This window comes from Paraburkholderia sp. ZP32-5 (genome assembly GCF_021390495.1).
Classification (GTDB): Bacteria; Pseudomonadota; Gammaproteobacteria; order Burkholderiales; family Burkholderiaceae; genus Paraburkholderia.
This window is the reverse complement of the sequence record NZ_JAJEJP010000001.1, coordinates 2,559,579-2,573,997: the sequence shown is the minus strand read 5'-3', so window position 1 is coordinate 2,573,997 and position 14,419 is coordinate 2,559,579. Positions and strand designations below refer to the sequence as shown.

Sequence of the window (14,419 nt, the reverse complement as noted above, 5' to 3'; positions counted from 1 at the left end):
ATGTGAGTTGTATTCTGGAGAATCGAATGAAAATCGCAAAGAACACCGTCGTGTCGGTCGCTTACAAGCTGTCGGATGCGCAGGGCAATCTGATTGAGGAAAGCGACGAGCCGATGGTCTATCTGCACGGCGGCTATGATGGCACGTTCCCCAAGATCGAGGAAGAGCTCGACGGCCATGAGACGGGCTTCGAGACCCAGATCCAGCTTGAGCCGCAGGACGCGTTCGGCGAGTACGATCCCGAACTCGTGAAGATCGAGCCGCGCGATCGTTTTCCGGAACCGCTTGAAGTCGGCATGCAGTTCGAAGGTACGCCCGAAGATGGCGACGAGGAAATCGACGCGCTGGTTTATGTGGTGACCGACGTCGCGGAAGACAAAGTCGTGCTCGACGGCAATCATCCGCTCGCCGGCATGGCGCTGCGTTTTGCGTTGACGGTGAAAGACGTGCGTCCGGCTACTGAAGACGAAATCGAACACGAGCACGCGCACGGCGCGGATGGCCTTGAGGTCCTCGACGACGACGAGGACGAAGACGAAGAAGACAACTCAAAACCCACCCTGCACTGAACTTGCCTGCTTGCCGGGCGCGCCCGGCGTGCGCGGCGCCGTCGTGGGGACTGGCGGTGCCGACGCAGGCAATGCCGGCGAGGCCGGCAGTATCGAGCCTGGCGGCATCGAAATCGCCGGCCCGTAGCCGCCACCGCCCTGGTCGGACGGGATGCGTGGCAACTGGTCCTGCGGCGATTCTCCAGGTGTTTGCAACAGCGGCGGCAATTCCGATGCCGGCCCGAACCCTTCCACATTCGGCATATCCGGCGCGGCCGGCATCGACGCAGCGGACTCGTCGCGCGGCGATCCGGATGGCAGGACCGGCGGCGTAGTCGGCAACGGCATCTGTTTCGGCACGTCGTGCACGCTTACGCGGAATGGCGGCTTCCTGGCGAAATCCGCTTCAATCTCAATCCACTGGTTAAGACGATCGCGCGGCGCGAGCCCGATGCGCGTGAAATTCGTCACGACCATGCCTTTGTCATTGCGTAGCGGCTGATCGATGATGAAGCCGCCGGCGGGGCGCTCGTCGTCGGAATGAACCACGACGATCGGCCCGTGGAAAATCTGCGCGAGCTTGACGAGGCTGCGCTTGAATTCCAGAAAGCCATCGCGTCGCGGGCTGTGCGCGAAACGCAGCCAGGCGAACCGGTCAGGCCGTTCATAACGCTCCGGATCGAAGTCGCCCTGGATGAGGATGACGATTGCGCGGGCGTCGCGGCGTTTCGCGTATTCACCTGCATGCTCGAGCCAGAACGCGTTGGCGATGACGCGATCCTCGAATTCGCCATTGCGTCCGCCCGCGGTCAGATAGTGATTGTTCGGGCTCGGCGCGTTCAAGCCGACGAACACGATGTCACCGGCCTTGTCGCTCACTACCCAGCGCATGTTCTCGCGGTACGGGCGAAAGCGAGACACCTCGCTTTCGCGCGTCAACGCGATCGGGTTTTGACCCATCGACGTCGGGTCTGAGAACAGCGTTTGCCTCAACAGATCGAGCCGCTCGATCGGATCGAAGCCGCCGGCGTCAGACGTGCCGCAATCGACCCAATCATGCTGACCGGGAATGAAGAAGAGGGCGGGCCGCGCGCTTTCGAGCAGCGCCTGGCGACGCTCGTAGAGCGCGTCGCGACAGGCTTCCTTCGGTCCTTTCAGATTGCCGTCGTAGACGATAAAGCGCACATCGCGCTCGCGGCCGATCGCGTCGAGCAGCCGTTGTGTGGACGCTTCGTCACCGGGGCCGCGCATCGTGTCGGAGATGACCGCGAACGCGAAGCGCGAGGCTTCGGCGTGCGCCGGCACCGTCCCTATGCACAGCACCGTGACTGACACGATACTGCCTGTCAGAGAGAGCGCGCGCCACAGCGCCGCGCGAAACCCGCGCGGGCGCCGCGGGTACGTCGCTGTGTCAGTGGTCCGCATCCGGCGCGACGGCCAGTTCATGCAATTCGTACAGCAGGTCGAGCGCTTCGCGCGGACGCAGATCGTTCGGATCGATACCGCGCAAACGCTCGACGAGCATCTGCATTGCGGGCGACGCGGGCGTGACTTCGCCGGCGTCGTAGTCGTGCTCGTCCGAGGCATCTTCGACGAGCATCGCTGGCGGTGCGGCAAACAGATCCAGTTGCGGTGCGGGCTGAGCGGCTGACTGCTGCTCCAGATGCGCGAGATGCTTGCGCGCCGCGCGGATCACCGCATTCGGCACGCCGGCGAGTTGCGCGACCTGCAATCCATAGCTCTGATTGGCCGGCCCGTCGTTGACCGCGTGCAGGAACACGATGCCATGGCCATGTTCGACCGCCGACAGATGCACGTTGGCTGCATGCGGAAATTCCGCGGGCAGTTGCGTCAGCTCGAAGTAGTGCGTTGCAAACAGCGTGTAACAGCCATTGTGCGCGAGCAGATGGCGCGCAATCGCCCATGCGAGTGCGAGGCCGTCGAACGTTGACGTACCGCGGCCGATCTCGTCCATTAGCACAAGGCTTTGCGGCGTCGCGTCGTTGAGGATCGCGGCGGCTTCGGTCATCTCGACCATGAAGGTCGAGCGGCCGCCGGCAAGATCGTCGGCCGCGCCGATGCGGGTAAAGATGCGGTCGACCGGTCCAAAGGCCGCGCGCCGCGCGGGCACGTAGCTGCCCACGTACGCGAGCAGCGCGATCAGCGCGGTCTGACGCATGAAGGTCGACTTACCGCCCATGTTCGGACCGGTGATCAGCAGCAGCTTGCGCTCAGTGTCCAGCAGGCAGTCGTTGGCGATGAATTGCTCGACCTGCGCCTCGACAACCGGATGGCGGCCCTGTTCGATGTTGATCCCGGCGTCTGGCGAGAACGTTGGCGCAACCCAGTCGAGCGCGCGGGCGCGTTCGCCGAAAGCGGCCAGCAGATCGAGCTCGGCGAGCGCCGACGCGACGCGCTGACAATCCGGAATGAACGGCAGCAGCGATTGCAGCAACGCGTCATAGAGCGCGCGTTCGCGTGCGAGTGCCCGCTCCTGCGCGGACAGCGCCTTGTCTTCGAATGTTTTCAGCTCGGGCGTGATGTAGCGCTCGGCGTTCTTCAACGTTTGACGGCGGCGATAGTCGTCCGGAACCTTGTCGGTCTGGCCGCGCGTGACTTCGATATAGAAGCCATGCACCTTGTTGTACTCGACGCGCAGATTACCGATGCCGGTACGCGCGCGTTCGCGCGTTTCGAGATCGATCAGGAACTGGCCGCAGTTTTCCGAAATGTCGCGCAGCTCGTCGAGCTCCGCGTCATAGCCGCGCGCGATCACGCCGCCGTCGCGCACCATCGCCGCGGGTTCCTGCGCGACCGCGTGGCGCAGCAGTTCGACACACGCGTGCGGCGGTTCGAGCGCCGCGTCGATGCGCGCGATCGAATCGGCGTTCGGCGCAATGGCCGCAAGCTGCGCGCGCAACGCGGGCAGCGCGATGAACGTATCGCGCAGGCTCGACAGATCGCGCGGCCGCGCCGACAGCAGCGCGAGCCGGCCGGTGATCCGTTCGATGTCGGAAATTTGCCGCAGCGCGCTGCGCAACGTGTCGAGGTCGGTGCCGGGCGGCGCGTCGAGCAGCGCGCCGATGGCTTGCTGGCGCGCCTGCGCAATCGCCGAATCGCGCGGTGGATGATGCAGCCAGTGACGCAGCAGGCGGCTGCCCATCGTCGTGCAGCAGGTGTCGAGTAGCGAGCACAGCGTCGGCGCTTCGGTGCCGCGCAGCGTTTCTGTCAGTTCGAGATTGCGGCGCGTGGCCGGATCGAGGCCGATATATTCGGATTCGTATTCGACCTTCAGGCTGCGCACGTGACGCAGCTGCTGGCCTTGCGTGGACGCCGCATAGAGCAGCAATGCGCCGGCAGCGCCGCACGCGCAACCGAGCGAATGCGCGCCGAAGCCATCGAGGCTTGCCACTTCGAGTTGATCGCACAGACGCTTCATGCCTGATGTGATATCGAAATGCCAGGCCGGCACGCGCGTAAGCGCACCCGCGATGGCGGGCGGGGTCCAGCTTGTTGAATCGGCGGTGGTGTCGGCGACGAGAATTTCGGCGGGACGGATGCGCTCGAGCGCGGCAGCGACCTGATCGGGCGCGACTTCGGCGAGCCGCAGCGCGCCGCTTGCGAGATTGAGCCACGCGAGGCCGACGCTCGTGGCGACGCCGCGACGGTTGTGCGCGACGCACATCGACAGCAGGTAGACGTCGCTCTTGTCGGATAGCAGGGCGGCGTCCGTCAGTGTGCCCGGCGTGACCACGCGCACGACCTTGCGCTCGACCGGACCTTTCGAGGTGGCCGGGTCGCCAATCTGTTCACAGATCGCAACCGATTCGCCGAGCTTCACGAGCTTGGCCAGGTATTGCTCGACCGCGTGATGCGGCACGCCCGCCATCTTGATCGGATTGCCCGCCGAGGCACCGCGCTGCGTCAGCGTCAGATCGAGCAGACGCGCGGCTTTTTCCGCGTCATCGAAAAAGAGTTCGTAGAAGTCGCCCATCCGGTAGAACACCAGCGTGCCCGGATGCTCCGCTTTGATGCGAAGGTACTGCTGCATCATTGGAGTGTGTTGTGCGACGTCGTTGGCCGCTGCGGTTTGAATGCCCATCCTTGGTGTCTTCTTGCGGTAGATGCTCAGGGCGTGAGTTTAACCCGCCGGCGCGGCAAGCGGACCCTGGCCGAATGGCCGATGCCCGAAGCGGATTTTCCATGCCAGCATGACGACATGCATCATCGAACCAGTGGCAACAGAGCGCATAGCGCCGCCGCGCTCGTGACGCCCACGTCGATCCGCTCGACTGACTCAATCGGCTCATTGATGGAACCATTGCCGCAGGACTGCTATGCCTTCATTCCCCAACCATCGCACGCATGTCCACCGCGCGCTCGTTCGCGGCACTACGCCGTTTCGCGAGCCACATCAGCAGCGTGATGAAACTGCCGAACACGACGATGATCCATTGCGCCGGCATTTTCGCGGTGAGCAGCAGCGCGTACACGCCGAGCATCAGCAGCACGGCGAGATTCTGATTGAAGTTCTGCACGGCAATCGAATGACCGGCCGACAGCAGCGTTGCACCGCGATGCTGGAGAACCGCGTTCATCGGCACGATGAAAAAGCCCGACAGCGCGCCGAGCAGGATCATCAGCGGATAGGCGAGCAGGATATAGAAGGGCGCGACGTGCGAGCCGACGCGCAGGCCCGCGCCCACAGGGAACAGGTCCTTGTTGTAGAACGCCATCGCGATCGCCACCGCGCCGGTCAGCACACCGATCGGCAGCACCCGCAGCGATTTGCGCAGTGGGATCAGCGCGGCCGCGGCGGCTGCGCCGATCGCGATGCCGACGCCGGTTACGCCCTGCATCACCGCCGCCTTCGACAACGACAGCCCGAGGTTCACGTTCGCCCATTTGAGCACCAGCAACTGCATCGTCACCGCGGCGCCCCACATCAGCGTCGTCACCCACAGCGCGATCTGCGCGAGCTTGTCGGCCCATAGCACATGGAAGCAGTGATGGAAATCGCCGATCAGCTTCTTCGGCTCCGTCAGACGGTTCGGGTAGCGCGCGCCGGTATCGGGAATGAAGATGTTGACCGCGGCGGCGATCGCGTAGGTCAGCATCACCGCGAACATCGCGAGATCGGCGGCGGAGCGCAGCAGCGGCAGATGCGCGTGCGCGACGAAGCGCTCTGCGACCGCGCTGATCAGCGCGCCGCCGAGCATCGTGCCGACGATCGTCGAGAGCACCGTCGCCGATTCGAGCCACGCGTTCGCTTTCACGAGTTTTTCGGCGGGCAGCAGCTCGGTGAGAATGCCGTACTTGGCAGGCGAATACGCGGCCGCGCCAAAGCCGACCACGCCATATGCAATCATCGGATGAACGCCCGCGATCATCATCAGGCAGCCGCTCGCTTTCAGCGCGTTGGAGATGAACATCACGTGACGCTTTTGCATCGCATCGGCGAACGCACCGACGAACGGGGCGAGCAGCACGTACGAAATCGTGAAGAAGATCTGCAGCAGCGGCGTGACCCAGGCGGCCGAACGAAGCACGGAGAGCAGCGCGATGGCGGCGATCAACAGCGCATTGTCCGCGAGCGACGAAATGAACTGCGCGGCGATGATCGTGTAGAAGCCTTTTTTCATGAAGCGGATGAGAGACTGGGCGCGGCTCGGAAGCGAGGTGGAGTCAGCGATGCATGGCGCAGGGAACGGTCCTGGCGGTGGCACGAGGCGCAGCTTTGGTTCACGGCGTCCATCAGCCCGCCTCGCGGTTTTCCGCTTTGTAGCACGATCATCCATGCGTTGCAGCGTCGGCAACAAAAAAGCGGCCGAAGCCGCTTTTTTTCACAACGATTCGCGTCTCCCGCGGTCCGGCCGCGGCGGCGCGCGTCAGGCCGACTGCTGACGCGTACGGCTGTAGCGCGACAGGACCGGGATCATCTGCGCGTAGACCTTCGGGTTACCCGCGACGATTTCGCCGACGTGCAGGAAATCCGAATCGCCAGTGTAGTTGCCGACGAGGCCGCCCGCTTCGGTGATCAGCAGGCTGCCCGCCGCCACATCCCATGCATTGAGGCCTTGCTCGAAGAAGCCGTCCATGCGGCCGGCGGCGACGTTCGCCAGATCGAGCGCGGCGGCGCCCGGACGTCGCAGACCAGCGCAAGCCGTGGTCATTTCGGCGAACTGGCGGCCGTACGATTCGAGGCTATCCTGCTCGCGGAACGGAAAACCGGTGCCGATCAGACAGTCGGCAAGGCGGTCGCGCTTGGCGACGCGGATGCGGCGATCATTGACGAACGCGCCGCGGCCGCGCGAAGCGGTAAACAGATCGTTGCGATTCGGATCGTAGACGACGGCTTGCGTAACGATGCCCTTGTGTGCGAGCGCGATCGACACGCAGTAATACGGAAAGCCGTGGATGAAGTTGGTGGTGCCGTCGAGCGGATCGATGATCCACTGGTATTCGGAGTCGTTATCCGACTTGCCCGACTCTTCGGCGAGGATTGCATGATCGGGGTAGGCGGTCTTCAGCGTTTCGATGATCGCCGCTTCAGACGCTTTGTCGACTTCCGTAACGAAATCGTTGTGCTGTTTCTTGCTGATCTGGACGAGATCCAGATCGAGCGATGCGCGGTTGATGATCTGGGCTGCGCGGCGCGCGGCCTTCACAGCGATATTGAGCATGGGATGCATAAACTGATCCTTGTGCCGGGGCAGCACGGCTGCTTGCCGGTAAATGAGCGCGAAACCCGCGCTGACGGGCGCCGCAAAGGCGCGGAAACAGCACGGAACGCGTGGCCGGGCAAACCGGTGCGCATGTCGCGCATTGCATTCCGTCTACGGAGTCGAATTGAACAAGAACGTTGCGGCCGGTTCGGCGGGAGCGAAGGGCAAGTGCCACAAACGCCGGTACCGGACGCGAAAGGCGATATTTTACCTGAGTTTTGGTCGGGTTTTACCCGATTCCCGGCCTGCTCGCGCGTGCGGGTGATTCCGCGTCGCCGGCGGTTGGCGCTACCATACGCGTCTTCAGTTTGTATTCATTCAGCTTTCATTCCATCCTGGCCAGCCGAGTTTCATCGTGGATCATCCCCACCATTCCTCCGATCCCGCCGTGGCCGATGTGCGCGGCGGCTTTACGTCGACGCGCTTCGTGCTCGTCGAACCCAGTCATCCGGGCAACGTCGGTGCCGCGGCGCGCGCGCTGAAAACCATGGGTTTCTCGCGGCTTGTGCTGGTGTCGCCGCGTGTGCCGAACGTGCAGAACGATCCGGAAGCGATCGCGATGGCGAGCGGCGCCGACGACGTGCTCGCCTCCGTGCACGTGGTGCCGACGCTTGCCGACGCGCTCGCCGGTGTGCACTGGTCGATCGCGCTGACCGCGCGGCTGCGCGAATACGGTCCGCCGCAACGCACGCCGCGCGCGGCGGCCGCGATCGCGCACGAGCAGGCGGTACACGGCGAGATTGCCCTGGTGTTCGGCAACGAGCGCACCGGGCTATCGAACGAAGACGTCGAGCGATGCAGCGCGCTCGCGCATATCCCGGCCAATCCCGCGTACAGCTCGCTCAACCTCGCGCAGGCGGTGCAGGTGCTCGCATACGAATTGCGCACCGCGTATCTCGCCGTCGATGAACCGGCCGGCGGCACACCCGCCGCCATTGGCACAGGCGCGGAGCAGACCGATGCATCCGGCGTACGCGCGCGGATGGCGGCGAGCGACGAGATCGAAAGCATGTTCACGCATCTGGAAAGCGCGCTCGTCGCGCTCGAATTTCTCGACCCGGCCAATCCGAAAAAGCTGATGTCACGGCTGCGGCGGCTCTTCGCGCGCTCTGGGCTCGAGCGTGAGGAGGTCAACATCGTGCGCGGCATTGCCAAGCACATTCTGTTGAAGACGAAACGCACCGACTGACGACGCCGCCCGCACGGCACGCCGGAGTGGACCGTGCCGACGGGCCTTGCCACGGCAAGCGCAGGCCTGATTCTGACGACGACCTTGCGGTCAGCGTGGGCTTCCGGCAGGTTTCTCGCAATCGCCCTACAATCCACCAGACGTTCGAAGCAAAGCTGCCACCGTGATAAGCGTCGGGTTTGCCGTCATGCGTGGCGCGACATGCATTTGGTGTGCACGATCGCACGCGAAAGCGCGACGCCACGCAACATAAAAGCGCGCGGACGTCTTTCCTCCCACAACACAGTCCCTGCCATGTTCACGAGACTTCGCGAAGATATCGCCACGATCCGCGAGCGCGATCCCGCCGCCCGCAGCGCATGGGAAGTGCTCACGTGCTACCCGGGCCTGCACGCGCTCGTGCTACACCGGTTCGCGCATGCCTGCTGGCGGGCCAGACGCCGCTGGCTGGCGCGTTTCGTGTCGCAGTTCGCGCGCTTCATGACCGGTATCGAGATCCATCCGGGGGCGACGGTCGGGCGACGTGTGTTTATCGATCATGGCATGGGCGTCGTGATCGGCGAGACCGCACAGATCGGCGACGACTGCACGATTTACCAGGGCGTGACGCTCGGCGGCACGTCGCTCACGCGCGGCGCGAAACGGCATCCGACGCTCGAGCGCGGCGTGATCGTCGGCGCGGGCGCGAAGGTGCTCGGCGGCTTCACGGTCGGCGCCGACGCGAAGATCGGTTCGAACGCCGTCGTGACCAAGCCGGTGCCCGCGCGCGGCACGGCGGTCGGCAATCCGGCGCGGATAATCGTGCCGGCGGCGGCTTCGGCGGCCACGGCCAGCGTCAGTGCGGATTCGAGTCGCACCGTGCGCGAGTCGAAACGCGGCACGGAAACCAGCGCGTTCTGCGCGTACGGCATCACGCCTAACGCGGACGATCCGGTGTCGCTCGCGATCCATGGCCTGATCGATCACGCGGCCACGCAATCGCGGCGCATCGACGAAATCGTCGATGCGCTCGAGCGGCTCGGTACGAGCCTCGAAGGGCTGCAGGGCGCGGATGCCGCGTTGCTCGATCTGCGGCGTTTGTCCGCGGCGATCGCGGGCAAGGTAGAGGGGGCGGCGGAGCGCTAGGTGCGTCGTGCGGTCCGTGCTGTCAACCGGCATCGTGTGATTGTACTGATCGCGAAAGCGCCATAGCCCACGTTGGGCGAACCGCTGGCATGCAGGCAGCAACGCCCGGCGCGCATGCGGCGTTCAACGCGCTCTTAAGCGCGGATAACCAGTACGCAAATCAGCACAGAATCAAAGAAGTACCGAAGCAGCGGCGTTCACGGGCGCTACGACTGCGACGGCGACTGAGCACCACGCAATCCCGCCACCTCAATCCAACGGCAACGCCCGAATCCCTTCCGCATCGAGTCGCAGATATCCGCCGCGACGTGTGCCGTGGTCGAGATCCCAATCCGGTAGCACCCAACGCGTGCCACCCGGCTCGCGATGCCGCGCGGGCAGATGCGTATGCCCGTGAATGATCGTTGCCGCTTTTGATGTCTTGAACAGCGCGGCGACCCCGTTCGGCGTTACGTCGTATTTCATCGACATCGGCCGCATCCGGCCATGCTCGCTTTTCGAGCGCATGTTCTCGGCGAGCTTGCGGCGCCAGCGGAACGGCCAGGCGAGAAACAGCATCTGCGCGAAATGGTTGCGCGCGACATGCCTGAACAGTTGATAGCCGCGATCGGCGGTACACAGCGCATCGCCGTGCGCGAGCGCAATGCGCGTGCCGAACGCGGTGATCGCGAATGGGTCGGGCAGCCAGATCGCGCCGGCCGCTTTCATGAAACGCTTGCCGAGCAGAAAGTCGCGATTGCCGTGCATGATGTAGAGCGCGATGCCGCGCTCGGACAGTGTATGCAGCAATGCCGCGATGCGCGCCACGAACGGCTCGGCGAGCATGTCGTCGCCGACCCAGTACTCGAACAGATCGCCGAGGATGAACACCGAGTCCGCCGCTTCGGCGGTGACGCGGACGAAATGCTCGAACGCGGCGACCGTACGCGGAATCGCCTCGCTCAAGTGCAGATCGGAGAGAAAGAAAAACGGGCGTGCGGCGTGCGGGCGTTGGCCCTCGCCTGGCACGCCCGCGGCGACGCTTCGCAGCGGCGTTTCTTGCAGCATTGAAGGTGCCTGATTTCGGTTCGAACGGGTCGGTGCGAGTGCGATCGCTTAGACGACGACGGCCTTTTCGATCACGACGTCGTCGACCGGCACGTCCTGGTGAAAGCCCTTCGAGCCGGTCTTCACCTTCTTGATCTTCTCGACCACATCCATGCCTTCGACGACCTTGCCGAACACCGCGTAGCCCCAGCCTTGCGGCGTCGGCGACGAGTGGTTCAGGAAGTCGTTGTCGTTCACGTTGATGAAGAATTGCGCAGTCGCCGAATGCGGGTCGTTCGTGCGTGCCATCGCGATCGAGCCGTTTTCGTTCTTCAGACCGTTGTTCGCCTCGTTGGTGATCGCCTCGGCCGTCGGCTTCTGCTTCATGCCGGGTTCGAAGCCGCCGCCCTGGATCATGAAGCCGTCGATTACGCGGTGAAACACCGTGTTGTCGTAGTGGCCGGCCTTCACGTAGTTGAGGAAGTTCTCGACCGACTTCGGCGCCTTGTCGGCGTCCAGTTCGAGTTTGATGATGCCGTGGTTCGTATGCAGTTCAACCATGATGAATTCCTTTGATGAACAGGGTGGATAAAAGGCGCGGCACGCCGCTATGAATTAACGGCAGGCCACGCCGGGGCGTGGGTTGCGCGCTCGCGCCGCTGCGCTCGTCGCGCGGGCGGGGCGCATGTGCGCGCTTGCTCGCGAGTCTCGTTATTACTTGCCGACCACGGTCGCCGACTGGATCACGATCGGCTTTTGCGGCACGTCGCTCATCGGGCCGCGGCTGGTGGTCGGGGTCGCCTCGATGCGCTTGACGACATCCATACCGCTCGTGACCTTGCCGAACACCGCATAGCCGTTGCCGTCCGGATTCGGGTAATCGAGGTTGGCGTTGTCGACCGTGTTGATGAAGAACTGCGCGGTGGCCGAATTCGGATCGCTGGTGCGCGCCATCGCGATCGTACCCGCGGTGTTCTTCAGACCGTTACGGCTTTCAAGCGGAATCGGCGCGCGCGTCGGCTTCTCGGCGAAGCTTTGCGTATAGCCGCCGCCCTGAATCATGAAGCCCGGAATCACGCGATGAAAAATCGTGCCGCTGTACTGGCCGGCCTTCACGTAGTCGAGGAAATTCGCGACCGTCTTCGGTGCCTTCTCGGGATACAGCTCGACGCGGATGTCACCTTCCGACGTCTTGAGCAGCACGGACGGATGAGCCTCGGAGCCGGCCTGCGCAAAGGCAGGGGCGGTTGCGATCAGGGCGGCGCTGCCGAGCGCCAACATCAACCATTTCATGAAGATCCTCGGGTTTGAAAAAAGCGAGCAGTGAAGCAGGTACTAGCGCGACGGCGCGACATATGGCGGCATCGCGAGCGAACCGTTCGCGCCGCCGAACTGGAAGCTCGGCGTCTGCATCATGTTCGTGGCGTGCGCGGCAAAGTCGTCCGGTTGCGTCGCGGCCGGCTGCGCGGGGGCGGGCGACGGTGCGTGACCAGGCGCGGGCGAGACGATTTTCTGGATGTCCGCGAGACGCTGCGAGGTCGTCGCGCTCGCCTTGCCGAGCGCCTGCGCGCGGCGATAGGAAGCATCGGCCATGCGCAGATAGAGGTCGCCCAGGTTCTCGTACGCGAGACCGTAGTTCGGATTGACCTGGGTGGCGGTTTCCAGCGCGGCGCGTGCGTCGCTCAGGCGGCCATGCTTCGCGTACAGCGACGCGAGATTGTTGTACGGTTCCGGCAGTTCGGGATAGAGCTGCGTGAGTTCGATGAAGGCGGCGATCGCTTCGTCGTCGCGGCCGAGGTGCGCAAGCACCGTGCCGCGTTTGAATTTCGCCTGCGCGTCGTGCGGATTCGACGCGATGCGCGCGTCGAGCTGAGTCAGCGCGGTTTGCCAGTTTTTCTGCTCGATCGACGCGTCGATTTCCGGCGTGTTGTCGCGCACCGCGGGGCCTTGCGGCATGACCGCGGCCTTCTGCGCATACGCGCTGGCGACCGGCACGACGGCCAGCGCGGCAACCACGGTAACGCGCCACGCGAGGGTGCGCGCCGCTTTGAATGCAGCGCCACTGGCAATGCCGCCAAACGCAGTCGCGGCGAGGGTCGCAGCGCTGCGCGCGCGGCCGCTGGAGTGTTTCATAGGCTCAGGTCTGGGTGTTATACTCCGAGCCATTCTAACAAAAGGTCTGCGCGTTCCGTCGAACCGCCGACTGTCTTTTCGCCACTCGTGGCCGTCTCCGCCCGGTTCGCAGTATCGCCTGCAGTCTGATCGTCGCACGAGGTGCACCGGTTTCAGCTGTATGCGGCGCACCCGCAGTGCTGTTCGTCTCGCGGGCCGCGGCGCGCATGAAGCACAAAGCGGATTTCTTTCGGCCCACGCACCGTTCTCTATGGATTCTCTGCGCATCTACAACACGCTCGCGCGTGACAAGCAAACTTTCGTGCCGCTTCGGGAAGGCGTCGTGCGGATGTATGTCTGCGGGATGACCGTGTACGACTATTGTCACGTCGGTCATGCGCGGGTCATGGTGGTGTTCGACATCGTGCAGCGCTGGCTGCGCACGCTCGGCTACGACGTGACCTACGTGCGCAACATCACCGACATCGACGACAAGATCATTCGCCGCGCGGTCGAGAACGGGGAAACCATCAAGTCGCTGACCGATCGCTTCATCGCCGCGCTGCATGAAGACGCGGACGCGCTCGGCATCGAGCGTCCCGACATCGAACCGCGCGCGACCGACTTCATTCCGCAGATGCTCGGCATGATCGAGGCACTCGAGAAAAACGGCTACGCGTATCAGGCGAGCGACGGCGACGTCAACTACGCGGTACGCAAATTCGCGGGCTACGGCAAGCTGTCGGGCAAGTCGCTCGAAGATCTGCGCGCGGGCGAACGCGTCGCGGCCAATGACGCGAAGCAGGACCCGCTCGACTTCGTGCTGTGGAAACAGTCGAAACCCGACGAGCCCGCCGACACCGGCTGGGATTCGAAGTATGGATGCGGTCGTCCCGGCTGGCACATCGAGTGCTCGGCGATGGGCTGCACGCTGCTCGGCGAACAGTTCGACATTCACGGCGGCGGCCAGGATCTGCAGTTTCCGCATCACGAAAACGAGATCGCGCAAAGCGAGGCCGCGACCGGACAAACTTTCGTCAATTACTGGATGCACAACGGCTACGTACAGATCGACAATGAGAAGATGTCGAAGTCGTTGAACAATTTTTTTACGATTCGCGAAGTGCTTGCGCAGTACGATGCAGAGGTCGTGCGTTTTTTCATTGCACGTGCGCACTACCGCTCGCCGTTGAACTACAGCGATGTGCATATCGACGATGCGCGCAATGCGTTGGGCCGGCTGTACACCGCGTTGAAAGACGTGACGCCCGATAACGCCGCGCTCGACTGGAACGAAGCGCATGCGCAGCGTTTCCGGGCGGCGATGAACGACGACTTCAACACGCCGGTGGCGGTGTCGGTGCTGTTCGAACTGGCCACTGAAGTGAATCGCACGCGCGAGCCCGCGCTCGCCCGGCAGTTGCGCGCGTTGGGCGCGGTGCTCGGGCTGCTCGGACGCGAACCGCGTGCCTACCTGCAGCAGGCAGCGGGTGCAGCGGCTGAAGGCGCGCTCGAGCCCGCGGAGATCGAAGCAAAGATCGCCGCGCGCGTCGCCGCCAAGCAGGCAAAGGACTATGCGGCAGCAGACCGGATCAGGGCCGAATTGCTCGATGCCGGTGTTGCCCTTGAAGACAAACCCGGCGGGTTGACCGAGTGGCGGCGCGTGTGAGCGCACCTCGTACTTCCCTCTGATC

Annotated in this window: 12 protein-coding genes; 4 read left to right on the top strand and 8 right to left on the bottom strand. The window is 64.0% G+C overall.

The window, feature by feature from the left end; all coding sequences use genetic code 11:
* Nucleotides 1-26 precede the first annotated feature (26 nt).
* Nucleotides 27-569: an FKBP-type peptidyl-prolyl cis-trans isomerase gene (locus L0U82_RS10910; protein WP_233830770.1), complete on the top strand. Its 543-nt coding sequence runs from the start codon at nt 27-29 to the stop codon at nt 567-569.
* On the opposite strand, the gene L0U82_RS10905 is transcribed toward L0U82_RS10910, so the two are convergent.
* The 4 genes from L0U82_RS10905 to L0U82_RS10890 all read right to left on the bottom strand — a co-directional run bounded on the left by L0U82_RS10905 (nt 549) and on the right by L0U82_RS10890 (nt 7,240).
* Complete coding sequence (locus L0U82_RS10905) at nt 549-1,994, bottom strand: hypothetical protein (RefSeq protein ID WP_442793611.1); 1,446 nt, start codon at nt 1,992-1,994, stop codon at nt 549-551. The two genes, L0U82_RS10910 and L0U82_RS10905, sit on opposite strands and share 21 nt — an antisense overlap.
* The gene (mutS, locus tag L0U82_RS10900; protein ID WP_233830765.1) at nt 1,960-4,650 is read right to left on the bottom strand and encodes a DNA mismatch repair protein MutS; all 2,691 of its coding nucleotides are present in this window, start codon (nt 4,648-4,650) and stop codon (nt 1,960-1,962) included. The genes L0U82_RS10905 and mutS overlap by 35 nt, the downstream gene beginning before the upstream one ends.
* A gap of 241 nt (nt 4,651-4,891) precedes the next feature.
* On the bottom strand, nt 4,892-6,190 hold the full coding sequence (gene lplT / locus L0U82_RS10895; RefSeq protein WP_233830762.1) for a lysophospholipid transporter LplT: 1,299 nt from the start codon (nt 6,188-6,190) through the stop codon (nt 4,892-4,894).
* A gap of 246 nt (nt 6,191-6,436) precedes the next feature.
* Entirely contained in the window at nt 6,437-7,240 is an 804-nt protein-coding gene (locus tag L0U82_RS10890) for an inositol monophosphatase family protein (protein WP_233830759.1), read from the bottom strand.
* A 388-nt stretch (nt 7,241-7,628) separates the two neighbouring features.
* Here L0U82_RS10890 and L0U82_RS10885 point away from each other — a divergent pair, with 388 nt between their 5' ends.
* The gene (locus L0U82_RS10885) at nt 7,629-8,462 is read left to right on the top strand and encodes an RNA methyltransferase (RefSeq protein WP_233830756.1); all 834 of its coding nucleotides are present in this window, start codon (nt 7,629-7,631) and stop codon (nt 8,460-8,462) included.
* A gap of 294 nt (nt 8,463-8,756) precedes the next feature.
* On the top strand, nt 8,757-9,587 hold the full coding sequence (gene cysE, locus L0U82_RS10880) for a serine O-acetyltransferase (protein WP_233830753.1): 831 nt from the start codon (nt 8,757-8,759) through the stop codon (nt 9,585-9,587).
* A gap of 249 nt (nt 9,588-9,836) precedes the next feature.
* Here cysE and L0U82_RS10875 read toward each other — a convergent pair whose 3' ends face one another.
* From L0U82_RS10875 to L0U82_RS10860, 4 genes are all read right to left on the bottom strand, one after another.
* Nucleotides 9,837-10,634, bottom strand: coding sequence for a UDP-2,3-diacylglucosamine diphosphatase (locus L0U82_RS10875; RefSeq protein ID WP_233830750.1), 798 nt, complete (start codon nt 10,632-10,634; stop codon nt 9,837-9,839).
* A 48-nt stretch (nt 10,635-10,682) separates the two neighbouring features.
* Complete coding sequence (locus L0U82_RS10870; RefSeq protein ID WP_233830747.1) at nt 10,683-11,174, bottom strand: peptidylprolyl isomerase; 492 nt, start codon at nt 11,172-11,174, stop codon at nt 10,683-10,685.
* Between the two features lie 153 nt (nt 11,175-11,327).
* Nucleotides 11,328-11,906 carry a peptidylprolyl isomerase gene (locus tag L0U82_RS10865; RefSeq protein WP_233830744.1) on the bottom strand — a complete coding sequence of 193 codons (579 nt, stop codon included), beginning with the start codon at nt 11,904-11,906 and terminating at the stop codon, nt 11,328-11,330.
* Between the two features lie 42 nt (nt 11,907-11,948).
* Entirely contained in the window at nt 11,949-12,746 is a 798-nt protein-coding gene (locus tag L0U82_RS10860; protein ID WP_233830741.1) for a tetratricopeptide repeat protein, read from the bottom strand.
* Nucleotides 12,747-12,996: 250 nt separating this feature from the next.
* On the opposite strand from L0U82_RS10860, the gene cysS reads away from it, so the two are divergent.
* Nucleotides 12,997-14,394 carry a cysteine--tRNA ligase gene (cysS, locus tag L0U82_RS10855; protein WP_233830738.1) on the top strand — a complete coding sequence of 466 codons (1,398 nt, stop codon included), beginning with the start codon at nt 12,997-12,999 and terminating at the stop codon, nt 14,392-14,394.
* Nucleotides 14,395-14,419: the final 25 nt, after the last annotated feature.

Excerpts from the sequence above, each read along its gene's own strand:
- L0U82_RS10910 (WP_233830770.1), top strand. The coding sequence starts at position 27 with ATGAAAATCGCAAAGAACACCGTCGTGTCGGTCGCTTACAAGCTGTCG.
- L0U82_RS10905 (WP_442793611.1), bottom strand. The coding sequence starts at position 1,994 with ATGAACTGGCCGTCGCGCCGGATGCGGACCACTGACACAGCGACGTAC.
- mutS (WP_233830765.1), bottom strand. The coding sequence starts at position 4,650 with ATGGGCATTCAAACCGCAGCGGCCAACGACGTCGCACAACACACTCCA.
- lplT (WP_233830762.1), bottom strand. The coding sequence starts at position 6,190 with ATGAAAAAAGGCTTCTACACGATCATCGCCGCGCAGTTCATTTCGTCG.
- L0U82_RS10890 (WP_233830759.1), bottom strand. The coding sequence starts at position 7,240 with ATGCATCCCATGCTCAATATCGCTGTGAAGGCCGCGCGCCGCGCAGCC.
- cysE (WP_233830753.1), top strand. The coding sequence starts at position 8,757 with ATGTTCACGAGACTTCGCGAAGATATCGCCACGATCCGCGAGCGCGAT.
- L0U82_RS10875 (WP_233830750.1), bottom strand. The coding sequence starts at position 10,634 with ATGCTGCAAGAAACGCCGCTGCGAAGCGTCGCCGCGGGCGTGCCAGGC.
- L0U82_RS10870 (WP_233830747.1), bottom strand. The coding sequence starts at position 11,174 with ATGGTTGAACTGCATACGAACCACGGCATCATCAAACTCGAACTGGAC.
- L0U82_RS10865 (WP_233830744.1), bottom strand. The coding sequence starts at position 11,906 with ATGAAATGGTTGATGTTGGCGCTCGGCAGCGCCGCCCTGATCGCAACC.
- L0U82_RS10860 (WP_233830741.1), bottom strand. The coding sequence starts at position 12,746 with ATGAAACACTCCAGCGGCCGCGCGCGCAGCGCTGCGACCCTCGCCGCG.
- cysS (WP_233830738.1), top strand. The coding sequence starts at position 12,997 with ATGGATTCTCTGCGCATCTACAACACGCTCGCGCGTGACAAGCAAACT.